Annotated in this window: 15 protein-coding genes and 1 pseudogene; 7 read left to right on the top strand and 9 right to left on the bottom strand. The window is 59.4% G+C overall.

Translation table 11 applies throughout. The features are described from left to right. Positions 1-239 precede the first annotated feature (239 nt). The gene (locus tag KGA88_RS22840; protein WP_223594438.1) at positions 240-3,110 is read left to right on the top strand and encodes an EAL domain-containing protein; all 2,871 of its coding nucleotides are present in this window, start codon (positions 240-242) and stop codon (positions 3,108-3,110) included. A gap of 58 nt (positions 3,111-3,168) precedes the next feature. On the opposite strand, the gene KGA88_RS22835 is transcribed toward KGA88_RS22840, so the two are convergent. Then, positions 3,169-3,486 (bottom strand): hypothetical protein, encoded by a 318-nt coding sequence (locus KGA88_RS22835; protein WP_110661207.1) that lies wholly within the window; start codon positions 3,484-3,486, stop codon positions 3,169-3,171. A gap of 352 nt (positions 3,487-3,838) precedes the next feature. On the opposite strand from KGA88_RS22835, the gene hexR reads away from it, so the two are divergent. Next, positions 3,839-4,705, top strand: a complete 867-nt coding sequence (gene hexR / locus KGA88_RS22830; RefSeq protein ID WP_007954250.1) for a transcriptional regulator HexR — start codon at positions 3,839-3,841, stop codon at positions 4,703-4,705. Between the two features lie 245 nt (positions 4,706-4,950). Further along, a complete protein-coding gene (locus KGA88_RS22825) occupies positions 4,951-5,160 on the top strand; it encodes a PA3496 family putative envelope integrity protein (RefSeq protein ID WP_110662045.1) in 210 nt (69 codons plus the stop codon). On the opposite strand, the gene KGA88_RS22820 is transcribed toward KGA88_RS22825, so the two are convergent. Next, positions 5,102-6,064, bottom strand: coding sequence for a LysR family transcriptional regulator (locus KGA88_RS22820; protein ID WP_110662046.1), 963 nt, complete (start codon positions 6,062-6,064; stop codon positions 5,102-5,104). The two genes, KGA88_RS22825 and KGA88_RS22820, sit on opposite strands and share 59 nt — an antisense overlap. A gap of 189 nt (positions 6,065-6,253) precedes the next feature. Between KGA88_RS22820 and KGA88_RS22815 the strand changes: the two genes are divergently transcribed. Together KGA88_RS22815 and oadA are read left to right on the top strand one after the other, a co-directional pair. Continuing rightward, positions 6,254-7,669 carry an acetyl-CoA carboxylase biotin carboxylase subunit gene (locus KGA88_RS22815; RefSeq protein WP_046038868.1) on the top strand — a complete coding sequence of 472 codons (1,416 nt, stop codon included), beginning with the start codon at positions 6,254-6,256 and terminating at the stop codon, positions 7,667-7,669. A gap of 11 nt (positions 7,670-7,680) precedes the next feature. Then, entirely contained in the window at positions 7,681-9,489 is a 1,809-nt protein-coding gene (gene oadA / locus KGA88_RS22810) for a sodium-extruding oxaloacetate decarboxylase subunit alpha (protein ID WP_223594435.1), read from the top strand. A 523-nt stretch (positions 9,490-10,012) separates the two neighbouring features. Here the strand turns inward: oadA and KGA88_RS22805 are convergent. From KGA88_RS22805 to KGA88_RS22795, 3 genes are read right to left on the bottom strand one after another with little or no spacing between them, the layout of a single operon-like run. Further along, complete coding sequence (locus KGA88_RS22805; protein WP_223594431.1) at positions 10,013-10,693, bottom strand: GNAT family N-acetyltransferase; 681 nt, start codon at positions 10,691-10,693, stop codon at positions 10,013-10,015. Positions 10,694-10,709: 16 nt separating this feature from the next. Further along, positions 10,710-11,156, bottom strand: coding sequence for a GNAT family N-acetyltransferase (locus KGA88_RS22800; protein WP_223594430.1), 447 nt, complete (start codon positions 11,154-11,156; stop codon positions 10,710-10,712). Between the two features lie 10 nt (positions 11,157-11,166). Further along, positions 11,167-11,790: an FMN-binding negative transcriptional regulator gene (locus KGA88_RS22795; protein ID WP_223594429.1), complete on the bottom strand. Its 624-nt coding sequence runs from the start codon at positions 11,788-11,790 to the stop codon at positions 11,167-11,169. A gap of 92 nt (positions 11,791-11,882) precedes the next feature. Between KGA88_RS22795 and KGA88_RS22790 the strand changes: the two genes are divergently transcribed. After that, a complete protein-coding gene (locus KGA88_RS22790) occupies positions 11,883-13,436 on the top strand; it encodes a PLP-dependent aminotransferase family protein (protein ID WP_223594428.1) in 1,554 nt (517 codons plus the stop codon). A gap of 33 nt (positions 13,437-13,469) precedes the next feature. Here KGA88_RS22790 and KGA88_RS22785 read toward each other — a convergent pair whose 3' ends face one another. The 4 genes from KGA88_RS22785 to KGA88_RS22770 all read right to left on the bottom strand — a co-directional run bounded on the left by KGA88_RS22785 (position 13,470) and on the right by KGA88_RS22770 (position 24,933). Next, positions 13,470-17,999 (bottom strand): dermonecrotic toxin domain-containing protein, encoded by a 4,530-nt coding sequence (locus tag KGA88_RS22785; protein WP_223594425.1) that lies wholly within the window; start codon positions 17,997-17,999, stop codon positions 13,470-13,472. A gap of 22 nt (positions 18,000-18,021) precedes the next feature. Next, the gene (locus KGA88_RS22780) at positions 18,022-22,626 is read right to left on the bottom strand and encodes a dermonecrotic toxin domain-containing protein (protein ID WP_223594423.1); all 4,605 of its coding nucleotides are present in this window, start codon (positions 22,624-22,626) and stop codon (positions 18,022-18,024) included. A gap of 162 nt (positions 22,627-22,788) precedes the next feature. Next, entirely contained in the window at positions 22,789-23,889 is a 1,101-nt protein-coding gene (locus tag KGA88_RS22775; protein ID WP_110658594.1) for a polyamine ABC transporter substrate-binding protein, read from the bottom strand. A gap of 15 nt (positions 23,890-23,904) precedes the next feature. Next, positions 23,905-24,933: a histone deacetylase family protein gene (locus tag KGA88_RS22770; RefSeq protein WP_110658593.1), complete on the bottom strand. Its 1,029-nt coding sequence runs from the start codon at positions 24,931-24,933 to the stop codon at positions 23,905-23,907. A gap of 92 nt (positions 24,934-25,025) precedes the next feature. Between KGA88_RS22770 and KGA88_RS22765 the strand changes: the two are divergent. Then, positions 25,026-25,272, top strand: a pseudogene (locus KGA88_RS22765) (hypothetical protein); the annotation flags it as partial.

Here is a 25,272-nt window from a genome sequence, read left to right as displayed (position 1 = left end):
CCGCGACACACCGGGCAAACCCCGCTTCGCTTTAACCGATGAAAGTTATGCGAAGGACGACCGGTCAGTCATCGGCTGCAGGCGCTGGCGGGGCGTGCCTTGAGCATTTTCAGTGGCGTCGGCGGTTGAAAAATTTGGCGATTTATTGATCAGCAGCAGTTTGGTCCGGGCAATTGCTTGTGTATGCTCCGAGCAGTTTCGGGCACATGCTCACCATTATAAGAACAAGAACATCGCCTATGACCCTCAGCTTCGACCTGTCGGGCCCCACTGTGGAGCCGCGGGTGATCCGTAAACAGTACGCCATGGAAATGGCGGTCGAACGCACGCGCCTGTTGTATCAGGGCTCGCTGCTGCCCACGTTGTTCATGCTGATCAATGGCCTGGTCTGTGCCGGTTTGCTCTGGAGCCCGCAGCGCTATTTCCTGGTCAGTGTCTGGCTGGTGTGGTTGTTGTCTTTGGTGGCATTGCGGGTGATTCAGGTCGCAGCCTTCGATTCGGCCATCCCCAATCGTCAGGCCCACCCCATTTGGCAACGGATGTTTTGGCTGGGCTCCGGCCTCACCGGCCTGACCCTGGCCGGTGCCGGCATCGCCCTGGTGCCCGCCGATAACTTCATTCAGCAAGCCTGGGTCTTCGGCCTCATCGGTGCCGCCGCGCTTTCGGCCAGCGTGGCCTATGCGGTCAGCTTGCCGGCCTTTCTGTCATTCACCTTGCCCTGCCTGTTGCCCGCCATCGCCTATATGTTTTGGGGGGCTGACGAACAGCAGCAAGGTTGGGGCTGGTTCGGGCTGATCCTGCTCGGTGCGTTGAGCGTGGTTGCCTGGCAAGTCAATCGATTGATCGATCGGGGCTTGATGCGACGCTTTCAGAACCAGGCACTGATTGAGCATCTGCAGCAGGCGCAAAGCTGCAGTGATCAGCTCAATCAGAAGCTGGCCAAGGAGATTGAGCAGCGCCGACGCGCCGACAACGAATTGCGAGAGATACAGGTCGACCTGGAAAACCGCGTCGCTCAACGCAGCCTGGAACTGGACGCCGCCAACCAGGCGCTGAGCAAGAGCGAAGCACGCCTGGCGCTGGCATTGAAGGCCAGCGAGTTGGGGTTGTGGGACTGGAATCTGCAAACCGACGAAGTCCATCACACGCAGATTCAGGAACTGTTCGGCCTGGAGCCGGAGCAGGTCACGGCACTACTGCGCCACCTCAAGCCGCGCCTTCACCCTGATGATCTTCCTGCACTGAAAAGGGCGTTGGTCGAGCATTTGAAGGGCCGCACCGAGGACTATCAAATCGAGTATCGCGTGCGCCATGGCGACGGCCACTGGGTCTGGATCGAGGACCGTGGGCGGGCGGTCGAGCGTGCCGAGAACGGCCGGGTGATTCGCATGGTCGGCACTCGCCGTGACATCAGCGCCAGCAAAGGCCTGGAAGAGCAGCGGCAACTGGCGGCGACCGTGTTCGAGGCGGCCAGCGAAGGGATCGTGATTTTCGATCCTAACTACGTCCTGATCGCGATCAATCAAGCCTTCAGTCGGGTGACCGGCTATGACATCGACGACATGATCGGACGCAATGTCGTTGAGTTGCCATGCAGTCGCGATGCACGTCGGCATTACGCCGCAATACATCAGGCGCTGGAGCAGGAAGGCAGCTGGCAGGGCGAATTGGTGGAGACCCGCAAGAACGGCGAGATGTATCCGCAATGGCTGCAACTGAATGCTGTGCGCGATACTCGGGGAAATGTGAGCCATATTGTGGGCTTCTTCGCTGATCTTTCAGCTCGTCGAGAGTCTGAAGAGCGCATGCGCTATCTGACTCATTACGACGAGCTTACCGGACTGGCCAACCGCGCGATGTTCCGCGAACGCCTTAGTGAGGCTCATCAGCGAGTGCGGCAGGGCGGGTATCGCAGCCTGGCGTTGCTGCACATCAATCTTGATCGATTCAAGCAACTCAACGACAGTCTGGGGCATGAAGTCGCCGACCAGTTGTTGCAAAAGATGGCTCGGCGCTTGGTCAATGCATTGCCTGAAGCAGACACCATCGCGCGCCTTTCCGGTGACGAGTTTGCCGTGCTGTTCAACTCCTACGGCAACCTTTCGAGCCTGGCCCGGGTGGCGACTCGCCTGGCGAGCAAGTTGCGTTTGCCGGTGACGATTGACGGGCATGAGCTGGTGGTCAGCGCGTCGATGGGCATCAGCTTGTTGCCGGACAGCGCCCGGGAAATATCGGCATTGGTCAGTCAGTCGAACATGGCCATGCAGCACGCCAAGCATCTGGGCGGAAATAATTTCCAGTTTTACACCGACAGTTTGCAAGCCAGCACGCTGGAGCGGTTACAGCTGGAAAACCATTTGCGCAAGGCAGTCGAAGAGAAACAGCTGAAGGTGTTTTACCAACCCAAGCTGTGCCTTGCCACGGGCAAGCTCAATGCCGCCGAGGCGTTGGTGCGCTGGGATCATCCGACCATGGGCCGCGTGCCGCCGGGGGATTTCATCGGCCTGGCGGAAGAAACCGGATTGATCGGCCCGATCGGTGAGTTCGTGCTGCGCCAGGCCTGCTGGCAAGCCTGTGAGTGGCAGCGGCAGGGGCTCGATGCGATTCGGGTGTCGGTCAACCTGTCGGTGCATCAATTGCGCCAGGGCAAGTTGGTCAGTCTGGTGCGCCAAGTGCTGGAGGAAACCGGACTGGAGCCTCGCTACCTGGAGCTGGAACTCACCGAAAGCCAGTTGCTGGACAGCGTCGAACACATCATCGCCACCTTCCAGCAGTTGCGTGATCTCGGGGTGAAACTGGCCATTGACGATTTTGGCACCGGGTATTCGTCTTTGAGCTACCTCAAACGCATTCCGGTGGACTACGTGAAGATCGACCAGGCGTTTATCCGCGGATTGGGCGAGGGCACCGAGGATGCTGCGATCACCCGGGCGATCATTGCCATGGCCCATGGCTTGTCATTGAAGGTCGTCGCGGAAGGGGTGGAGCGGCAGGAGCAGCTTGAGTTTCTCAAGGCATCGCGCTGCGATGAGGTGCAAGGCTATCTGATCAGTCGGCCGGTGGAGGCGCAAGACCTGGCCGTTCTGCTGCGAGAGAATCATGTGGATTGACTGGAATTGCTTCCCGTCAGGCCATGGCGGTCTGACGGGAAGTTTGAATCAGGAGTTTTTAATCGGTGATCAATACATTATTAATGTGGGCCAGTAATTTACCTTCGTGAAAGATACTGACGCTAGTGACACTGGAAACTCCGGCAGACTTATACTTGACGGGCTTCTCTGTTAGAACGGTAAGTCCAGTTCCGCTGGTATCAATTTGCAGGTCAAGTCGTAGATCACAAGACTTGTCCTGAATTTCACTTCTTACCAGCGTTGGTGTATGGGCGGAATTTGTTACGGTTACGTTGCCTGAGACACGGAGGGAGGCCGCGCCGGGCATGCGGTCATTTTGAGCGGTCCAAGCGCCGCTGACAATTCTATTGGTCATTGTATGTAACTCCTGTAATTAAGTTAATTGCGTCCTGCATGTTTAATATATCCAGCTTTATTTAATTTGTGGGTGATGGCGATTAACTTGTTTGTAAGTTGATATTGGGGGCGTGTTGTTGGCCAAGTAACTAATAGTGCTGTGTGCAACGAGAGGCGCATTTTTGCCGCAACGCCAAAAAGCGAACGCAGAGGAGCGCCTGAAAAACCGGCAATGAACGCTACATGGAGCGCACGTGCCCGAATGTCGAGGGATGTGGTTACGCATTGAGGAGGCAAAAAGCCGATTCATGTAGTATAACTACAAGCGTGCTACATCCCCGGCGCCTGCCAATAACAAAGAGTCCAGCCCTTTGAATCTGCTGCAACACATCGCCCAGTCTCGCCACCTGTTACGCAAGTCGGAGCTCAAGGTCGCCGACCACGTGCTGCTTGATCCTGCGGCCGTGATGCACAGCTCCATGGCCGACCTGGCCCACAGCGTGGGCATCAGCGAACCGACCATCGTGCGTTTTTGCCGTGCCATTGGTTGTTCCGGGTTCCAGGACCTGAAGCTGAAGCTGGCCCAGAGCCTGGCGGCGGGTGCGAGTTTCGGCCAGTTTGCGATCCATGAAGACGATTCGGTCGCCGACTACAGCCTGAAAATCTTCGACACCACCTTGCATACCCTGATGGAGGTTCGCGAGAAGCTCGATCCGCTGGAATTGCAGCGGGCGGTGACGCTGATGTCCCAGGCCCAGCGCGTCGAGTTCTACGGCTTTGGCGCCTCGGGTGCGGTCGCGGCGGACGCCCAGCACAAGTTCTTCCGCTTGCTGCTCACCGCAGCAGCGTACTCCGACCCGCACATGCAGGCGATGTCGGCGGTGACATTGAAGCCGACTGACGTGGCCATCTGCATTTCCCAGTCGGGTCGCTCCAAGGACTTGCTGATCACCGCCAACCTGGTGCGCGAAAGCGGCGCCTCGTTGATCACCTTGTGCCCGAGCCAGACGCCATTGGCCGAGCTGTCTACGGTCAACCTGGCGATCGATGTGCATGAAGACACTGAAATCTATACGCCGCTGACTTCACGTATCGCTCACCTGGTGGTGATCGATGTGCTGGCGATGGGCGTGGCCATGGCGCGTGGCCCGAGCCTGGTCAACCACCTCAAGAGCGTCAAGCGCAGCCTGCGCAGCTTGCGGTTGTCGCCCAAGTCGGTGAAAGCCCTGGACGACTGACCCCTGTGGCGAGGGGGCTTGCCCCCGTTCGGCTGCGCAGCAGTCGTAAATCCGGCAGACGCGATTTAATGGATGTACGCGGTTAACTGGTTTGGGGCCGCTGCGCGGCCCAACGGGGGCAAGCCCCCTCGCCACAGGTATGGCGTCGCCGAACAAACATTCATCAGTCTGTAACGCCCGAGCCGCCAAACCGTCATCCCTCGCGCCTATCTTGAAACTCCCGTACTCGCCTTGGGAGACTCGAAATGGCCATGCCCTACGAAGAACGCAACAGCGTTGTCAAAACCCGTCGTCAGCAAGAAGATCAGCGCCGCATGGAATTCCGTCGCGCCATCGAAGATCGCTGCGAACGCCGTCAGCTTCTGGCCGAAATTGGCGATTTCCCGGAGTTGGAACTCAACTTCTGGCAGACGTCTCCCGTAGCTTCCCGTCGAAACGCTCAACCAGCGCGCTGATCTGAATCCGTTCGCTACGGATAAACGCCAGGAAGGCGTGAGCCACCGGTGACAGGCGTTTCGCCTTGGCCTGCACCAGGCACCAACTGCGAAACAGTGGCAGTTCTTCGACCGGTAGCTCGATCAGGCCACCGGTTGCCAGCTCAAGGCTCAGGGCGTGGCGCGTCAACAGCGCAACGCCCAGGCCTGCCAGTACACATTCACGCTGGGCTTCGGCAGACGAGACCTCCTGAGTCTGGTTGAAGTGCACGCGTTTCTCTTTGAAATACTCTTCGCACGCCAGCCGCGTCCCGGAGCCCGGCTCACGCAGCAGCAGTGTGTAGGGTTCGAGGTCCTGCAAGCGCAGCGCCCCCATATGACACAGCGGGTGATCCGGTGGCGCTACGGCGACGATCGGGTTGTTCAGGAACGGCAGGAATTCCAGGCCCATGTCCTGCGGCACCATGGACATGATCACCAGGTCGTCACGGTTGTCCGACAGGCGCCGAATAACCTGACCGCGATTGACCACCGTCAGTTGCAGGTTCACTTCCGGATGCTGGCGTTTGAAGGCGGCAAACAGATGCGGCACGAAATACTTGGCGCTGGATTCGATCGCCAGTTTCAGCTGCCCTTGCAATGAGCCCTGCATGTCCGACAGCTGCATGTCGAGGTTTTCCAAGCGTCCGAAAATGTCCCGGCTGGCTCGCTGTAACGCTTCAGCCGCTTCGGTCATGTAGAGTTTTTTGCCGACGTAATCGAACAAAGGCTGGCCAATCAGCTCTTCAAGTTGACGAATCTGCAGGCTGACGGCAGGTTGAGTGAGCGACATTTCCTCGGCCGCGCGGCTGTAGGAGCGCAAATCACAGACCTCGTTGAAGATCTGCAATTGCCGCAAAGTCATACGCATCAATGACTTACGCATTATCTTGTCGCTCTCGTCGCTGGCTGGTAAATCAACTATAAGTCTTTACTTATGCACGGCCCAATTTTTATTCATTTTTGTTAATCCCTTGTGGGCGCTAGTGTGGAGCTGCGACTAAATTGAAACATTTAGTCACTCGTCGATCTGGTCTAGCAGGTCGTGGGTACACCGGCTCAAGGGAAACTCCAAGTGATAACAAAGATCCTGATCGCCAACCGTGGTGAGATTGCCGTACGAATCGTACGTGCCTGCGCCGAAATGGGCATTCGTTCGGTCGCGATCTATTCCGACGCCGACCGCCATGCCTTGCATGTGAAGCGCGCGGACGAGGCCCACAGCATTGGCGCCGAGCCGCTGGCCGGTTACCTGAACCCGCGCAAGCTGGTGAACCTGGCCGTGGAAACCGGTTGCGATGCATTGCACCCCGGTTATGGTTTCCTTTCGGAGAACGCCGAACTGGCGGAGATCTGCGCCGAACGCGGGATCAAATTCATTGGCCCGTCGGCCGAAGTCATTCGCCGCATGGGCGACAAGACCGAAGCCCGCCGCAGCATGATCAAGGCTGGCGTACCGGTTACCCCGGGCACCGAAGGCAACGTGTCGGGCATCGAAGAAGCCCTGACCGAAGGCGATCGCATCGGTTACCCGGTGATGCTCAAGGCCACGTCCGGTGGTGGCGGCCGTGGTATCCGTCGCTGCAACAGCCGCGAAGAACTCGAACAGGCTTTCCCGCGGGTCATTTCCGAAGCCACCAAGGCCTTCGGTTCCGCGGAAGTATTCCTGGAAAAGTGCATCGTCAACCCGAAGCACATCGAAGCGCAGATCCTTGGCGACAGCTTCGGCAACGTAGTGCACCTGTTCGAGCGTGACTGCTCGATCCAGCGCCGCAACCAGAAGCTGATCGAAATTGCCCCGAGCCCGCAACTGACCCCGGAACAGCGCGCCTACATCGGCGACCTGTCGGTGCGTGCAGCCAAGGCCGTGGGTTACGAGAACGCCGGCACCGTGGAGTTCCTGCTCGCCGAGGGCGAGGTGTACTTCATGGAGATGAACACCCGGGTGCAGGTGGAACACACCATCACCGAAGAAATCACCGGCATCGACATTGTCCGCGAGCAGATTCGCATTGCCTCCGGCTTGCCGCTTTCGGTGAAACAGGAAGACATCCAGCACCGTGGTTTCGCCCTGCAATTCCGGATCAACGCCGAAGACCCGAAAAACAACTTCCTGCCGAGCTTTGGCAAGATCACCCGTTACTACGCTCCCGGCGGTCCCGGCGTGCGTACCGACACGGCGATCTACACCGGCTACACCATCCCGCCGTACTACGACTCGATGTGCCTGAAACTGGTGGTGTGGGCGCTGACCTGGGAAGAGGCGATGGACCGTGGCTTGCGTGCCCTCGACGACATGCGTCTGCAAGGGGTCAAGACCACCGCCGCGTACTACCAGGAAATCCTGCGTAACCCGGAATTCCGTAGCGGCCAGTTCAACACCAGCTTCGTTGAAAGCCACCCTGAACTGACCAACTACTCGATCAAGCGCAAACCCGAAGAGCTGGCCCTGGCCATCGCCGCCGCCATCGCCGCCCACGCAGGCCTGTGAGGAATAGAACAATGAGCAAACAAATCCACGTTACCGACACTATCCTGCGCGACGCCCACCAATCGCTGCTCGCCACCCGCATGCGCACCGAAGACATGCTGCCGATCTGCGACAAGCTCGACAAAGTCGGCTACTGGTCGCTGGAATGCTGGGGCGGCGCGACCTTCGACGCCTGCGTACGTTTTCTCAAAGAAGATCCGTGGGAGCGTCTGCGCCAGTTGCGCGCCGCGCTGCCTAACACCCGCCTGCAAATGCTGTTGCGCGGCCAGAACCTGCTGGGCTATCGCCACTACAGCGACGACGTGGTCAAAGCCTTCGTCGCCAAGGCCGCGGTCAATGGCATCGACGTGTTCCGTATCTTCGATGCCATGAACGACGTGCGTAACCTGCGCGTGGCCATCGAAGCGGTGAAAGCCGCCGGCAAACACGCCCAGGGCACCATCGCCTACACCACCAGCCCGGTGCACACCATCGAGGCCTTCGTGAACCAGGCCAAGCAAATGGAAGCCATGGGTTGCGACTCGGTGGCGATCAAGGACATGGCCGGCCTGCTGACCCCGTACGCCACCGGCGAACTGGTCAAGGCACTGAAAGCCGAGCAGTCGCTGCCTGTGTTCATCCACTCCCACGACACCGCTGGCCTGGCCGCGATGTGCCAGATGAAGGCCATCGAAAACGGTGCCGACCACATCGACACCGCGATCTCCAGCTTCGCCTGGGGCACCAGCCACCCGGGTACCGAGTCGATGGTCGCCGCCCTTAAAGGCAGCGAGTTCGACACCGGCCTGAACCTGGAGCTGCTGCAGGAGATCGGTCTGTACTTCTACGCCGTGCGCAAGAAGTACCACCAGTTCGAAAGCGAATTCACCGCCGTCGACACCCGTGTTCAAGTCAACCAGGTACCGGGCGGGATGATTTCCAACCTGGCCAACCAGTTGAAAGAGCAGGGCGCACTCAATCGCATGAGCGAAGTGCTGGCAGAAATCCCGCGCGTGCGTGAAGACCTCGGCTTCCCACCGCTGGTGACCCCGACGTCGCAGATCGTCGGCACCCAGGCGTTCTTCAACGTGCTGGCCGGCGAGCGCTACAAGACCATCACCAACGAAGTGAAGCTGTACCTGCAAGGCGGCTACGGCAAGGCGCCGGGCACCGTGAACGAACAACTGCGTCGCCAGGCCATCGGCAGCGAAGAAGTGATCGACGTTCGTCCGGCTGATTTGCTCAAGCCGGAAATGACCAAGCTGCGCGCCGACATCGGTGCACTGGCCAAGTCTGAAGAAGACGTGCTGACCTTCGCCATGTTCCCGGACATCGGCCGCAAGTTCCTCGAAGAGCGCGCGGCTGGAACCCTGACACCTGAAGTGCTGTTGCCGATTCCGGAAGCAGGCAAGGTGGCTTCGGCGGGCGGCGAAGGTGTGCCGACCGAGTTCGTCATCGACGTTCACGGCGAAACCTACCGCGTCGACATCACCGGCGTGGGCGTCAAGGCTGAAGGCAAGCGTCACTTCTACCTGTCCATCGACGGCATGCCGGAAGAAGTGGTGTTCGAGCCGCTCAACGAGTTCGTCGGTGGTGGCAGCAGCAAGCGCAAGCAAGCCTCTGCACCGGGTCACGTCAGCACCACCATGCCGGGCAACATCGTCGACGTGCTGGTCAAGGAGGGTGACACCGTCAAGGCCGGCCAGGCCGTGTTGATCACCGAAGCGATGAAGATGGAAACCGAAGTCCAGGCGGCCATCGCCGGTAAAGTCACCGCCATTCACGTGGCCAAGGGCGACCGGGTGAACCCGGGCGAGATCCTGATCGAGATCGAAGGCTGAGTTAACAGCCTCGATACAACGCTTTATACCTCGGGGGAGCATGTGCTCCCCTTTTTTTTCGGGTTTTCACGGGTTTGGACGGCGCGGTTCTTATAGGCGCTGGCTTGCCAGCGATGGTCGTTAACGATAACGCGTGCGAACCGGATAAACGCGGTGCACTTGAGTCCATCGCCGGCAAGCCGACTCCTACAGGGATTGCGTTATCGGTGTTTCCCGGGATTACGTGATTTTCGACCCCGGGACGCGGTTCTTGTAGGAGCTGGCTTGCCAGCGATGGTCGTTAACGATAACGCGTGCGAACTGGATAAACGCGGCGCACTGGAGTCCATCGCCGGCAAGCCGGCTCCTACAGGGATTGCGTTATCGGTGTTTCCCGGGATTACGTGATTTTCGACCCCGGGACGCGGTTCTTGTAGGAGCTGGCTTGCCAGCGATGGTCGTTAACGATGACGCGTGTAAGCAGGATATACGCGGCGTACTTGAGTCCATCGCCAGCAAGCCGGCTCCTACGGGTTTTGCGGGTTCAGGATTGTTGGGTTCTGCACTCGACCAGGTTTTTTATTTGCCCCGAATCCGTTTGATTCTCATCGCTCAGCCACTGTTCGAACCCCGCCCCAATCGCCGGCCATTCCGAGTCCAGGATCGAGTACCACGCGGTGTCCCGATTTTGCCCCTTGACCACCATGTGCTGGCGGAACACGCCCTCAAAACTGAAGCCCAATCGTTCGGCCGCGTATTTGGAGCGGGCGTTGGCGTTGTTGCATTTCCATTCCAGGCGACGGTAACCCAGGGCAAAGGATTCCTTGGCCAGCAGGTACACCGCTTCAGTGCTTTTTGGCGAGCGCTGCATCGGCGCTCCGAAGGTGACGTGGCCGATCTCGATACGGCCCTGGGCCGGAACGATGGACATCAGGCTCAAAATGCCCTGGACCTCGCCGCTGGCACGGTCGATCACGCTGAAGAAATACGGGTCGCTGTTGGCCGCATGGTTGTTCAGCCAGTCGTTGAAGACGCTGCGCTCCGGGAAGGGGCCGTAAGGCAGGTAGTCCCACAGTTTCGGGTCGGCACCCGGACCTTGCAGGGCTTTGAACAGGTCGTCGCCATGACGCGCCGGGTCGAGTTTTTCCAGGCGGATGTAACGCCCTTCGATCAGTTGAGTCGTGGGGGCCGGGACGCCTTTCCAGTCTACGAGTGAAGTCGACATGCTGTTCTCCTTGAACTTAAATGGCTTTGCGAAACTGGATCAAACCCGGGCGTTCGGCGATGCGCTCGTAGAGCTGGATCGCGGTGGCGTTGGATTCGTGGGTCAGCCAGTGGACCTTGTTGCATCCATCGGCCTTGGCCTTGGCGTAGACGAATTCGATCAACTGACGGCCGACGCCGGTGCCACGAGTTTCCGGGACCACCAGCAAGTCCTGCAGGTAGCAGGAGTTTTCGATGGCCCAGTTCGAACGATGGTAGATGAAATGCACCATGCCCACCGCTTTGCCGTCGGCCCAGGCAAGAGCGGCGTGGGTTGGCTCGTTCGGATCGAGCATGCGCTGCCAGGTGCTTTGACTGACGGCATCCGCCAGTTCGGTGTTGTAGAAGCGCAGGTAGGCTTGCCACAGCGGCAACCAGGCCGCCTGATCAGCGGCGGTGACTTGGCGAATGTCGATCTGACTCATGGTGATTTCCTTAGCGCATCAATTGGGCGAGGGTCTGGTCGTTGACGTCGGGGCTGGCGGCCAGGCCTTCGCGTACGCCGGCGATGTCGGCGGCGCTGCGGTTCTGGCTGAGCTTGCGCTTGCCTTCCAGACGGTCGATGGGAATGGCGAAACCGACGATGGCCTTGAGCATGCCGTCGATGTAGTCGGCGGGAGCATCGGCCACGGACCACGGTTGGGCGCGGCCCGCTTCATGACGGTCGGTGAGGGTGCTGACGATGTCGAGCAGCCTCCCGCCATCGCTGAAGGTTTCGGCTCGGCCATAGGCGTGTACGGCGACGTAGTTCCAGGTGGGCACGACTTTGCCGTGTTCGGCCTTGCTCGGGTAGAAGCCGGGGCTGACGTAGGCGTCGGCACCGGCAAAAATCAACAGGGCTTCGGCGCCGTCGCGCAGGTCTTTCCACTGTGGGTTGGCTTTGGCCAGATGCCCGTACAACGTGCCGTTCGAGCCTTGTTCGCTGTGCAGCAGCACCGGCACATGACTGGCTTGCAGGCCGCTTTCACCGTGGGTCACCAATATGGCGAGACGGGTGGCGAGGATCAGTTCATGCAGTTGGGACAACTCGTCGATGGCAAAAGCACGTGGCGTGTACATGGAGATATTTTCCTTGGCGAATGTCTGCATCCTAGGCAGGCTATTGGTCTGTTGTAAGAGCCATTAACGACCAATTTCATAGGTCCATTGCCATGACGGATGCGCCGCTTTCCTTGTCGTTCAACCCGGCCGGTATCGAACTCGACCGTCGCCAGGGGCTGAGCCGCCAGCTCTATCAGGCTTTGCGCATTCGCGTCCTCGATGGACGATTGGCCAGCGGTACGCGCCTGCCGGCCAGTCGTGACCTGGCCGCGGCGCTGGCGATTTCCCGTAACAGCGTGGTGCGCGCCTATGATCAGCTGTACGCCGAAGGCTTCATCGAGGGGCGCGTCGGGGATGGCACGTATGTCGCGCAACTGCCTCAAGCAGCGTTGCCGGCAAAAAAACTATCCACAAAAGTATCCACAGGCTTTTCAACAGGGTTACCCACAGCCTTATCCACAAATTGGCTCGATTTACCTGTAGATCCATCCAGCAAAGTTATCCACAACGATCCATTGTCACGCGTCAAAAACAACCATTTACCCAGCCCGCCAAGCGGTCCGCCCCGGGCATTTCGGGTCGGTGTTCCGGCGTTCGATCTGTTTCCGTTCGAGGTTTGGGCCAAGCTGAATGCGGCTTTCTGGCGCAAACCGGATTTGCAGCAGCTGTGCTACGGCGATCCGGCTGGCGATGCGCGCTTGCGCGGGATGATCGCCGCCTATTTGCGCAGTTCACGAGGCATGCAGTGCACGGCTGAACAAATTGTGATCACCAGTGGCGCACAGCAGGGAATCAGCCTTTGTGCACAGTTGCTGGTCGAGCCGGGCGACGGGGTGGCGATTGAAAACCCGGGGTATCGGGCGGCCGGTCATGCGTTCGCCGTGGCGGGTGCCCGGTTGCATGGGGTGGCGGTGGACAGCGAGGGTATCGATTGCAGTGAGCTGGCGGGGCTCGCTGATTGTCGGCTGACTTACGTCACGCCCTCACATCAGTATCCCACTGGCGTGGTCATGAGTCTGGCGCGACGCCTGGAGCTGCTGGCCTGGGCCGAGCGCACCCAAGGCTGGATCGTTGAAGATGATTACGATGGCGAGTACCGCTACAGCGGTGCACCGCTGGCGCCTTTGGCTGCGCTGGATCGTCAGGGTCGGGTGCTCTATGTCGGCACGTTCGGCAAAGTGGCGTTTCCAGCGTTGCGCCTGGGTTACCTGGTGTTGCCGCCGGGGCTGGTGCAGGCGTTTGCCCAACGTCGCGCGGTGGATGTACGGCACTCCGAGGTCAGCACTCAGGCAGTGATGGCCGAGTTCATGGCAGCGGGGCACTTTCAGCGGCACATTCGTCGCATGCGGCGTGCGGCGTTGAGCCGGCGCAATACCCTGCTCAATGGTTGGCCGACGGATATTCCGGGTGTCTGTCCATTACCCACCGTTGCTGCCGGGTTGCACCTGACCGTGCCGGTCGACAGCGTGGCGCGTGAACGCGAGCTGATCGACCTGGCGAGCAGTGTCGACGTCGAGATCAACGGCTTGAGCAGCTATTGGCTGCCCGATTCCACGACGCCGATGGATCAACGATCGGGGTTGGTGCTGGGGTTTGCAGCGGTGCCCGAACAAGCCATCGAGGCAGCGCTGCAACGGTTGCGTGCGGTGTGGCGGGGCCGCTGAAGCGGGCGGGTTGTCAGTCCGCCCGCACGGGTATTAGCGCTTCGGTTCGAGATTCAGGAACAGCGCCGAATCGCTGATGCGCCGCAGCACATAGTCGATCGGCGCCAGGGTAGTCAGTGCCTGGCGACGTTCGGCAGTGAATGTCTGCAGATGATTGTCGGCGATTTTCAAATGTGCAGCAGTGAACTGCTCCGGCGGTGCGTCCAGCGAATCGTAGTGAAAGTGCGCCAGCCACAGCGGCTGATCTTTGTTGCCAATATCGAGAATCCGGTACTCCTGAAAATAATCCCGACGCTGTTTGGTCCTGATCCGACCTTGTTCGTTCCTGTCGATCCGGACCTGGCCGTTGTCCAGCAACCATTGCAAATAGGCTTGTCGGGGCTGGCGCTCCTTGAGCAGGCTGGCTCTGGTCGTCACACCCTGGGCGCGTAACCGGGTAGCGGCCTCATTGAGTTCCAGACTCAGTGTGGCCACTGGAAGCTGCGTCCCACTGCGCGCCATGACCTGATCGACATTGATCGCTACCTGTTCCAGCCGTCGGGCCTGTTGATCGAACAAGTCTTGCATGTCCGCAGGGATACGATTGGGTTTGAAGGCGTCCTTGCGCGTACGCGTAATGAAGCCTTCAACGTCTTCATTCAGTCTCAAAGCATTGGCAATCGTGTCGATGTCGTCCAGCGTTCGCACGGGGGCGGTGTGCGGCGCGACAGGGCGCATCTGGTCGAGAGCCGGTTCCTCGGAGGTCGACGCCTTGGCAGGCGCCGGATCACGGGGACGACTCTTGGTGACTTTACCTGTCGGGCGTGAAGGGCCGGCAACCGCAGGTTTCGGCGTTTCAGGCAGGGCGATGCTTGCGCTTTCGGGTAACAGCAGATCCAGTTGTTGGCGAGCCAATTGCTGAAACTCGCTGATCACGCCGCGCACCCGCTCAAGTTGGGCAGGTTCAACGTCATCCGGATACTCACCGAGAAGATCGTGCAGGCGCTGATGGGTGTCGGCATAGACATCGATCAGCCGGCTCAGGCGTTCAATGCGCAGTGCGACAGCTTCATTGCTGTTGGGATTTCTGATCATCGCGGCGTGGCGGTGGGTGGCGGTCGCCGCCTCAATGATCAACGTCCCGACTGCGTCTCGCGCAGGATTTACGTGCGTGATTTCGGCACCGCGCAGACACATTTCATGGGACATGCCGATTTCGTTGGATTTCAGGTCCCACTCATTGAACGCCGGGAGCAGTTCGCGCATACGTTGCGCGCTGGCCATGCCGGCACCCCCAAGGATTTCCAGCGGTATCAGTGATGTCTGGGACAGTTGCAGCCGAGCAATCATGTCCTGGCTCAACGCCAATACCTCTTTGACACCTTCTCTGTGCTTCTGCAACGCAACGTTTGAATCAATGACGGTATTGCCGCCGAGCTGCCGGGTAAGCGTTGCGTAGGTGTTGCGCTTGAGCAAGAACCATATGCTGAGATTTTTCTGCAACTGGGTGGTCATGGCTCGCAGATCATCGAAATAGCCTGCGCTCCCACCCTTGAGACGCCATTGCTGCAGATTTTTCAACGCCTGGTCGTACTCACCAACCAGCGTTTCCACCTGCGTGAGGTAACGCCGGTTCGCTTCTTCGAGTGCCGGCCCGGTGACGCCGACCATGGCTTCCAGGGCCTGCTTCAGCGCGGCCGCACCAGCCGCTTCCTGACGCTTGAAGGTTTCCAGAACCGTGGTCAGTTGTTTTAGCTGTTGCGCCTTTTCCTTGCGCTGCGCCTTGAGTTGGCTTTGCAGGCTCTGGCCACCTGCGCCGCCACGCAAGCGCAGCCGCGTGTCCACAAACCATTGGCCTTGTTTGTTGTGGGTCAACAGTGGGCCGGTTTTCGAGGGCGTATCCGGGTAAACGATCTGGACCTGTTGATCGTCGTTTTCCATCACCCGGAACCAGCGCTCGCCGACGCGAGCGTAGGTCTTGTCTGCGAGGCGATAAAGAGGCGCGGTATCGCGCAGGAGGGTCTCCAGGGTTGGGGCCTGCAGATCGAGTGCCGGTACTGTCAGGTTCTGCAGATACTCGGCCAGTGCATTGGCGGATCGATGGGGCACGGACCCGTTGGCCTCGAGCGAGGAGTAATGACTGGACGGCAGTTCACCGGTCAATGGTGTGGGCAGCAGTGTCACTGTGGGCGTTGCCGGTTTGACCGGAGCGCCGCTTGGCAGGGAGGGCACGCTAACGACTATGGGTGCAGCCTCGCGCCGGCCAGTCTTGCGCCGTACGGCGGCGTGGTGGGCGAGGAGGATGCCCAGGGTCAGCAGCAAATCCCCGACCGCGTTCCACTCAGTGAGCTTGTCGCCGTGCTGGTGGGCAGCCACTGCCTGCTCGACTTCATTGATGCTTTGCCAGACCCAGACCGCGGCGCCGGCCGGCCCACTGAGAAAATTCGCGGCGACGTTGAACAGTGCCCAGCCACTGTCGCGCAGCAATGCCCAGCGTCGCTCCGCATTGGATTGTGATTGGCGATCCGCGAGTTCGGCCATGGTCCTGGCATGGGTCTGGAACAGGGTGGCGAATACATCGCCGGTCAGTTCGGTTGATGACAATTCGACCGGCCCGGCCCAGTCCACGTCTGTCCAGGGTTCGGAGAGTAACTGTGCCCCCAGCCATGGGCTGGGTAGGCCGACGGGGAAGGTGTATTGGGCGTATTTGAAGCTGGTGCTCGAGTCAGGCAGCCACGCCAGCACCGAGTCCCTCAAATCGCCCGGTTGATGCAGGGCATACAGCAGGTTTTGCGCTGAGGGGAACTGCAGCAACGGCTGTTCGAGCAGTGGACGATAGAGCAGGCAAGGCCCGACGTCCGGGTGGCGCGGGGCGATGATGAACATGTTGTCCACGGTGTCGCCGTCAGTGTTGGCGGCGTGGACGAAGCACAAGGGGCGGATGACGATCGGTTGCGGGTGGCCGGGTGTCGGGTTGAGCCATTCGTTTACATAGCGGCAACCCAACTCATCCACGCCGCCGATGTGGCGGACCTTGCACTCCAGGGCAATCAGCGGCAGCAGCGCGCGCAACTGGCTGATGTAAAAGTGCTCTTGCAGGCGGGCCTGCACCGGATCATCGATCAGCTTGTCCTTGATCAGTCTGGGATACTTCTGGCCAATATCGACCTCGCTCGCGATCTTCGTCAGATACGTCACGTTCAGCCATTCGGGCACAGGTTGCGGCGGATTGAAGCGAATGGTTGCCTGATACGGCGCGGCGTTTTGCAGGGCGTACTCGCCCAGGGTTTCGGTGTGGATGTCGAGGGGGTTGGGCAGCGTCAATCCGCCGGATTCAAAACTGTTGGTGATCGTGATCTCAAGGTTATCGAGGGGCGGTCCGGCGGCAGATGTCTTGTCGGCAAATATCGCTTCGCGCATGCGCTGCTGGGCGAAGGCATCAATCGAAGGGATCTGGAAAAGGTCTTTGTTGGCCTGCTTGTACAGTTTGCCCAATGCGTTGACGGATCGACTGTACTGATCCAGATCAGCGGCCGACGCGTCGAGCAGCCAGGCGGGTATTGAGTTCTCCAGATCATTGCGGGTGTTTTTCTCTTGAACGGTGGTGTGTTCAGGGAGAGCGGACAGCCCGGTACTGTCATCCACATCAGCAGCGAGGCTTTCGCGGGTGATCGCTGCGATAGCGTCCAGTTGGGTGGTAATCAGGGCCCAGGCCATATGGTCGAAAAAATCACCCTCGGGCTCGAACAACTGCCACTGCAGGTTCCGACCGGCCACTTGTTCCTGGATGCGCGCCGGTAATGACGCCCCCAATGCCTCTAGTGAATCGAACGATTCATAGCCAGTTTCCACGGTGTACATCATCACCAGATCGCGTTGTTTATAGCGCCCTGTGAGTACGGCAGCGCCACCGAGGACCAGGTGTTGTTTTTTTCCTTTTTCATCGACGGTGTCGATATCAATCAGGCTGGCCCGGATATCCGCCATCGTCGGTGCATGTTTTTGCCGCTCGGGTTTGTCCGGGTGAAGTGAGACAGCCCGGGCCACATGGCACTGATCGTCATCCCAGCCGTCGACGCGTTGAACATCGAGGGTTTTGCGCAGCGCTTGCGACAGTTCTTGCCAGTGCGGTGCCTGGTGTCCGCTGCCGTTCCAGAAGGCGAGTTGACGTTCCCTGAAGGCAACGAAAAGCAAGGGGGTGTAGTCGTTGAGCAACCTGGCGATGGCCTCGATGTCGAGGTCCAGATGCACAACCGGTGTGGCCTGCGGGTTCAACGTCAGGAAGTGTTCACCCTCCAGGTAGTTGGCGTTGGCAGCGGTGTAGAACTGACGCACCAGCACCTGGGTCAGTGATTCGAACCGCGTAGGCATTGCCACGAGCGAACCGTCGAGCCATTGCCATTGAGGTGTGGCGAGCATCGTGTGTTCGGGGGCGATATCGCGCTCGGGATACAGCGCCTTGAGGCCCTGGCGCAGCATCTGCGTGGCGACTTCATCGACAGTCGGTCCCTGACTTGTCTGATGGATGACCAGGCTTTTTTTCAGCAGTACCGGTGGCTCGGTAGTCTCGGGGTGTTCAATCATCGTCATTTTCCTTTTTGACGGTTCAGGCTTGAGTGAAGAACAACTCGCGCGCCAGTTGCGGGCTGATTTCGCTGCGATAAATAGCGATCACTTGCGGGTTGGTCGAGGCCGAATGCAGGTCGAATGCACCTGCCAGCAGTCGTTGTTCACGCAGTTTCAAATGGGCGGCGGTGAATGCATCGGCCGGCGCATCCAGGCTGGTGTAGTGGAAGTGGGCATACCACAGTGTTTTCTGGGTACGGCGCTCGCGAAGTTCATACTCTTGCAGGTAATCCTTGCGCGGGCCCTTCAGGCGTCGTCGCTTGGCATTGCTCACAATGTCGATTTCGTCCTTGCTCAACAGCCATTGGACGCGGGCCGCAGTTGGAGGTTGGGCTTTGGTCATTTCGATGCGTATCCGGTTACCTTCGGCGTACAGTCGCTCGCGTGCCTCGTTCAGTTCCTTGGTCAAGGTTGACGCGGTACCCGACGGGCCGTCGGTTGTGTTCGAGCGCAATACGGCTTGTTCCAGGGATCGGGCCGCTTGGCCAAGTTGATCGGCTTTGTGCTGGAACAACTTTTCGATTTCCACCGGGATACGGCCTGGCTTTTTCGCGTTTGCTTCGGTTTGCCGGATGAAGTTTTCCAGGTCATCGAGCATGGTCCGGCCGTGGGTGATTTGTTCGGTGAGTACCGGTGGTGGAGCTTGCAGTCGGCGACGCCTGGCCGGTACCCGTTCAAGCCAGACACCGGGTGTTTTTTCGTGAAAGGTGGCGATGACCTTGCCGGTCATGGGTGCGCGCACTTCCAGCAGCACGGGCTCTCCTGGCGCTGAAGGACGAACTTCGCCAACGACCGTGCCATTGAATCGCGTCTTGACTACCCGTTTGCGCGACGCTGGCGTTGGCCTCGAAGGCCCGGGGCGAGGCTCTTGGGGCAGTTGCTCGCGCAGCAACTGAGCAAGGTAGGCCTCGGTATCCTGCTGGAACTCGCCGACTCGCGAGCGCAGATGCTTGAACGGTTGCTCCAGCACCGCGTCGTTGTGGTTGACCGTGAAGTCTTCGAAGGACTGATCGATCGTGGCAAATTGTTCGAGCATGCCATTGAGCGCGTCGATACGTTCCTTTGCGATCCACGTGCTGCCTTCCAGCATCAGCTCCTGGGAGGTCTGGATTACCAGGTTGGTTGTATCGAGCAGGCGTGTCAGTTCGTTTCGGGCTTCGGTCAGCGGCAGACTGTCACCTTCCTTGAGGCAGACCTCGCGGGCCAGTGAGATCTGCAGTGCCTTGAGATCGTTGAGGGTAAAGGCAGGCAGTCTTGCCTTGTAGGTGCTGGTCATTTCGGCAGCACCTCTACCCAGTCGGCTCAGCAACTGGAAACGCGATTGTGCAAACTCGATTTTGCCGATTACGCCCTCGGTCAGGTCGACCATTTTTTGATAAGTCGCACGGTCACCGGCCGCACCAGCCGTTTCTTCAGCCTCAAGCAGGGTCAAGGTCTCTTGTAGGGTTTGTCTGAAAGCCGGATTTTTTTCATCGAGCCATACCTGGTTGAAAAACAGCTGAGTGCCCAGCATATCGGCCATTTCGCTGCGGTAATTGGAAACCGTGTCGAGCAGGTTCAACGAATTCAGCTGCTCGATTGGGGCGGCATAGTCGCTGGTGCGCTGGTCGAGTTTTTCGAGAAATGTCTGCTGTAGCCCAGCCTTCGTCTTGTCTGTGGCCGTTTTCAACTGGTTGAAAGCGTCCGTCAGCTCTTTGCCTGCGCTTTCGCTTTGGTCGTTGAAGTCCTTCAACTGCTTCTTGAGCTCGGTGATGCGCTGACGGTTTTGCTTTTTCAGCGCCATGCGCCGACTCGACAAACCACCGCCACGCAAGCGCAAGCGAGTATCGACAAACCACTCGCCGCGCTTATTGCGGATCAGTGAGGGGCCTTTAACGGGGGGGTGAGGTGTTGAATCGATGATCGACACTTCACCGGTTTCCTCGACGGACACTTCAAACCAACGCTCACCGACTTTCGTGTAGGAGCGGTTCTCAAGGCGATAGAGGTATTGATGGGGGCCACCCTCTTTACTGGGGGGAATGAGATTTTCGGGTTGGGTGATCTTGAAGCGATCCAGGGTTTTGGTGAGGCTCAGGGCGGCATCCGTCACCACTGAAAGGTGATGCTCAGCGGAAAGAGGTTCGCCGACGACATCGGGCAATTGGACAAAGGTTACAGGGGGCGCAGCCGGTTTTTTCTCGGGCTCGATCGCGACCGTTGACGTGGGTTTTTCCTCGATTGTGCGGGCGGTCGGATGGCGTGTGGCTGCGTGATGGGCGAGCACCATGGCCAGGGTCAGCAGCAGGTCGGTCATCGCTGTTTTCTGTTGCTGACGGTCGCCGCTTTCACTGGCGTCCACGGTTTGTTGCAGGTCATCCAGTACTTGCCAGATCCAGGCGGAAGTGCCGACGGTGCGACCGAGAAAGGGCAGCGCTGCGTTGAGGATCATCCAGGCGGCATGCTTGAACGTCGCCCAGCGATTTTGTGCATTGGACACCGATTGCCGTTGCGCCAGTTCGACCAGTGCATTGACGTTGGTCTTGTACAAAGTGGCCATGGCTTCGGTGGCCATGGTTGCGGAGCCGAGTAAAACCGGCCCGATCATTTGCGCAGAAGTCAGCGGGTCGGCCAGCAGTTGCGGGAGGGACCAGACCGAAGGCAGGTCGCCGGTGAACACATAGTTGGCGTAATTGGCGCGCTCTGTGTCCGGCAGCCAGGCGAGCACGGACTCGCGCAATGCCGCCGATTGCTTGATGGCGTAAATCAGGTTGGCCGGTGTCGGGTATTGGCTCAAGGGGCGGTCGAGCATTGGCCGGTAGAGCAGGCAAGGCCCCTTGTCCATTTGTTTGGGGCCAATCACGAACATGTTGGTTACTTCGTCCGTAGACGCAATGAGGCGCCGAGCGGGAGTAAAGCCCAACGGGCGAATGACAATCTCCTGCCCATCCACCCAGCGATTGGCATCGAGCAACTGGACGACGGCAGCGACATAGCGGTAACCCAACCCGTCGACCCCGCCCTGTTGACGAATCTTTTGTTGCAAGGCCAGCAGCGGCAGCTCAACCCGCAACTGACGGGTGAACAGGTTCTGCCGGCGCAGGCTTTCAACAGGGTCGTCGAGCAGTTTGCTTTTGATCAGCGTGGGGTAGGTCTGACCGATATTGACACTGACAATCAATGCCTCCAGGTAATCTACCGTCATCCAGTCCGGCAGCGCTGTGGCCTTGGTGCTGCGCACGGACTTGTTGCCCAGCGGCAGGGCAATCAGGTTTTGCAGCGCCAGATCGACCAGGCTCAGGGTGGTGCGCTCGGCCCCGACCGGGGGCAAGAAGCTGCCCCAGACCACGACACTGTCGATGACGATCTCGATGTCCGCCAGATCCAGTTTGTCGGCGTCGGCATGCTCTTTGAGCATGGCATCGCGCAGCTGATCCAGGGCGAACTCGCGGATAGGCTTGATCCCGTCCTGGAAGGACTGTCCGGCGTTCTGATCCTGAACTGTCGCCAGATCCATCAGGTGGCGGCTGTAAGCGGTGAGGTCACTGGGTGAGGCACTGCTCATCCAGTCCGGCAGCGCTTGTTCGACTTGATTGAATCTTGAAGAAGACTGCTTGTTCGTCGGATCGAGTTCGTTGGTTGTGCGACTGATGTGGGGCGCCAGGTCGGGGTTTGGCGCCGAGCTATCGTTCGCCAGGGCGGCAATCGAGTCCGCTTGCAGGGCAATCAGGTTGCACGCCAGATGGTCGAAATAATTGCCTTCGGGCTCGATCAGCCGCCATTGCAGCGTGTTGTCGGGGAGCTGTCCATCGGTGTACGTCAGCAACGATTCGCCCAGTTGCTGGAACGAGTCGTATGTCTGGAAACCACGGGTGATGCTATGGCTGATGATCAGGTTGCGGGTGCCTTGGGTGCCGATCAGCACGGCCATGTCGAGTATGTTGAGGTGGGTCGAGACACCCTTGCTCACGTAGTCGAGGTCGATCAGGCAGGCGCGTGAATGATATCGGTCGTGAGCCTTGCGCGTGCTTTTGTCCGGATACGCAAACAGGTTGCGGGCCATGGCGTAACGGTCATTGTCCCAGTTCGAACTGGTTTCGATGTTCCACAGTTCGCGCAGTGATTTGGACAACCCCTGCCAGCGCGGTGTGGAGGCATGAGTGAACTGGTTCCAGTAGTCGACCTGTTGCTCTTGGAACGCGATAAACAGCAACGGCGCCAGTTCATTGAGCAAGCGTGCGATGGCGTCGATGCGCACGGGCAGTTGCGCCGGTGTCTGCTCCCAGGGTTGCAATGTGAGGTAGTGCTCGCCATCGAGATAGACCACGGGAGTGGCCGCTACGCCGTGGCGTACCAGTGCATCGGTCAGTGATTCAAAGTGGCGCGGCCCGGGCACTATGCGCTGGTTGTGAAGAGTCCAGGCAGGTGTCACCACCATCGCCAGGCGCGGGTCGATGTGCAGGTTTGGGTACAGCGCTTTCAATGCGGGTTGCAGTGCATGTGTAGCGACTTCCCGGATCGAGGGCCCGGCCACCAATTGGGTGAGCAGGGCGTCTTGATCGTCGGAGAGGCCGGAGGCAGAAGCGGGGCTGGAAGTATCTGGCATGGTCACATCCTGTGTGGGCGAAGCCGGCACCGTTGAACGTTCGGTGCGCGAACCACTGCAAGGTAGTGACGGGGAGGTCGGCATTGGCGGTAAATAAATATTGCGGGCAAAAAAAGACCTGCGTAAACGCAGGTCCTGGTGACGACGGGAGCGGGGCGGGTGTCAGGTACCGGACTTGATTTTGGTCCAGGCCCGGGTCCGCGCACGCTCGGCATCGCGCGGCAGCGGTTGCAGGGTGTAGAGCGTGCTCATCGCCGTGTCGGTCGGGTACAGGTTGGGGTTGTTGCGGATCGCCGGGTCGACCAGTTCCGTGGCGTCCTTGTTCGGGTTCGGGTAACCGACGAAGTCGCTGACCGGCGCAATCACCTGCGGTTGCAGCAGATAGTTGATGAAGGTGTAGGCGTCTTCGGTGTTTTTCGCACCCTTCGGAATCGCCAGCATGTCGAACCAGATCGGCGCGCCTTCTTTCGGCAAACGCATGTCGACGATCACACCGTTCTTGGCTTCCTTGGCGCGGTTGGCGGCTTGCGAGAAGCTGCCGGAATAACCGACCGCGACGCAGATGTCACCGTTGGCGATGTCGGCCATGTACTTCGACGAATGGAAATAGGTCACGTACGGGCGGATCTTCATCAACAACGCTTCAGCCTTGTCGTAGTCCGCAGGCTTCTTGCTGTTGGGGTCCAGGCCGAGGTGTTGCAGGGCCAGCGGCAGGATCTCCGACGGCGAGTCGAGCAGGGCGACGCCGCACTGCTTGAGCTTGCTGATGTTCTCTTCCTTGAAGATCAAGTCCCAACTGTCTACCGGCGCATCGGCACCCAGGGCAGCCTTGACCTTGTCCGGGTTGAAGCCGATCAGGATGGTGCCGTACATGTAGGGCACGGCGAATTTGTTGCCCGGGTCGTTGGCCTCGATCAGCTTCATCAGCTTGGGGTCGAGGTGATTCCAGTTCGGCAACTTGCTGCGATCCAGGGGCTGGAACACCCCGGCTTCGATCTGCTTGGCGAGGAACACGTTGGACGGCACCACGACGTCGTAGCCGGAGTTGCCGGTCAGCAGCTTGGCTTCAAGGGCTTCGTTGGTGTCGAAGATGTCGTAGACCAGTTTGGTCTGGGTGTTCTGCGCCTTGAAGTCTTCCAGGGCTTTGGGGGTGATGTAGTCGAACCAGTTGTAGACGCGCAACGTGCGTTCTTCGGCGTGCACGGCACTGCTGAGCACCGTGGCGCACAGCGCAGGCACGACTAAACGCTTAAGACTTTTCATGTTTCTACTTCCTCGTTAAGCGCTTTCGAAACCTTCGAGAACGTTCACGGCATTGATGCCGATTTCTTCGACTGCGTAGCCGCCTTCCATGACGAACAGTGTCGGCTTGCCAAGACCGGCGATGCGCTTGCCCATGGCCAGGTAATCAGGGCTGTCGAGTTTGAATTGCGAGATCGGATCGTCCTTGAAGGTGTCGACGCCCAGGGACACGACGACGATGTCGGCGCCGTAGCTTTCGATCTCTTTGCAGGCCTGTTCCAGCGCTGCACTCCAAGTCTCCCAGCCTGAACCTGCGGCCAAAGGATAGTTGAAATTGAAGCCTTCACCGGCGCCGTCGCCCAGCTCATCTTCGTAGCCGAGGAAGAACGGGAACTCGGCTTCGGGATGACCGTGGATCGAGGTGAACAGCACGTCGCTGCGCTCGTAGAAAATCGATTGGGTGCCGTTGCCGTGGTGGTAGTCGACGTCGAGGATCGCGACCTTCTTGTGACCCTGATCGAGGAAGGCCTGGGCAGCGATGGCGGCGTTGTTGAGGTAGCAATAACCGCCCATCAAGTCGCTGGCGGCGTGGTGTCCCGGTGGCCGGCACAGGGCGAAGGCACTGCGAGCGCCGCGCTGGATTTCAGCTTGGGCGGTCAACGCAACTTGTGCTGCGCTGTACGCCGCTTGCCAGGTGCCGGCGGTGATCGGCGCGCCGCCGTCGAAACTGTAATAGCCGAGCTGGCCATGCAGGCTGGTGGGTTTGATGCGGCGCAGGGTGCGGGCCGGCCAAGTGTAGGGTAGCAAATCACCATCGGTGTTGAACTCGGTCCAACGGGCCCAGGCGCCTTTGAAGAAGTCAAGATAGTCGCGGCTGTGGATACGCTCGATTGGCCCGAGGCCGAAATCCTTCGGCGCTTCGACGGGACCGAGGTTCTGTTTTTGCACCCGTGAAAGCACGTGGTCGGCACGCGAAGGCATTTCGAAGCAGGGCTTGAGTTGCCCGTCTATCAATTCGCAACGGCCGTGGTGCAGGTGGTGATCGTCAGAGTAGATCGTCAGCATTTGTTGTTCTCCGCAGGGCTGATTCGGTTGCCTCCAGTGTTGCGGTGCACGGCGAATCGGAGAACGGCAGGAAAGGCCAAAAGGGGATCGATATGGCCAAAACATCTGACCGAAATTCGCCCCTTGTTAACGCTGAACAGCCCCTTGTAGGAGCCGGCTTGCTGGCGAAAGCGGTATTTCGACCGAAACAGGTGCATCGGATGTACCGGCCTCATCGCTGGCAAGCCAGCTCCTATGTATGGACTCGCCCCCACTGTCTACCCGCTTTTGAAAAACCGCTGCCCCGTTGCATCTATGTATTAGGCCTATTCGTGGAAGCCGTCTTCGGCTTCTGGCCAA

Source organism: Pseudomonas sp. A-R-19 (genome assembly GCF_019956575.1).
In the GTDB taxonomy this organism is placed as follows: Bacteria; Pseudomonadota; Gammaproteobacteria; order Pseudomonadales; family Pseudomonadaceae; genus Aquipseudomonas.
This window is presented reverse-complemented; position numbering and strand designations above follow the sequence as displayed.

Coding starts and splice junctions, on each gene's coding strand:
- KGA88_RS22840 (WP_223594438.1), top strand. CDS start 240: ATGACCCTCAGCTTCGACCTGTCGGGCCCCACTGTGGAGCCGCGGGTG.
- KGA88_RS22835 (WP_110661207.1), bottom strand. CDS start 3,486: ATGACCAATAGAATTGTCAGCGGCGCTTGGACCGCTCAAAATGACCGC.
- KGA88_RS22825 (WP_110662045.1), top strand. CDS start 4,951: ATGGCCATGCCCTACGAAGAACGCAACAGCGTTGTCAAAACCCGTCGT.
- KGA88_RS22820 (WP_110662046.1), bottom strand. CDS start 6,064: ATGCGTAAGTCATTGATGCGTATGACTTTGCGGCAATTGCAGATCTTC.
- oadA (WP_223594435.1), top strand. CDS start 7,681: ATGAGCAAACAAATCCACGTTACCGACACTATCCTGCGCGACGCCCAC.
- KGA88_RS22805 (WP_223594431.1), bottom strand. CDS start 10,693: ATGTCGACTTCACTCGTAGACTGGAAAGGCGTCCCGGCCCCCACGACT.
- KGA88_RS22800 (WP_223594430.1), bottom strand. CDS start 11,156: ATGAGTCAGATCGACATTCGCCAAGTCACCGCCGCTGATCAGGCGGCC.
- KGA88_RS22795 (WP_223594429.1), bottom strand. CDS start 11,790: ATGTACACGCCACGTGCTTTTGCCATCGACGAGTTGTCCCAACTGCAT.
- KGA88_RS22790 (WP_223594428.1), top strand. CDS start 11,883: ATGACGGATGCGCCGCTTTCCTTGTCGTTCAACCCGGCCGGTATCGAA.
- KGA88_RS22785 (WP_223594425.1), bottom strand. CDS start 17,999: ATGATTGAACACCCCGAGACTACCGAGCCACCGGTACTGCTGAAAAAA.
- KGA88_RS22780 (WP_223594423.1), bottom strand. CDS start 22,626: ATGCCAGATACTTCCAGCCCCGCTTCTGCCTCCGGCCTCTCCGACGAT.
- KGA88_RS22775 (WP_110658594.1), bottom strand. CDS start 23,889: ATGAAAAGTCTTAAGCGTTTAGTCGTGCCTGCGCTGTGCGCCACGGTG.
- KGA88_RS22770 (WP_110658593.1), bottom strand. CDS start 24,933: ATGCTGACGATCTACTCTGACGATCACCACCTGCACCACGGCCGTTGC.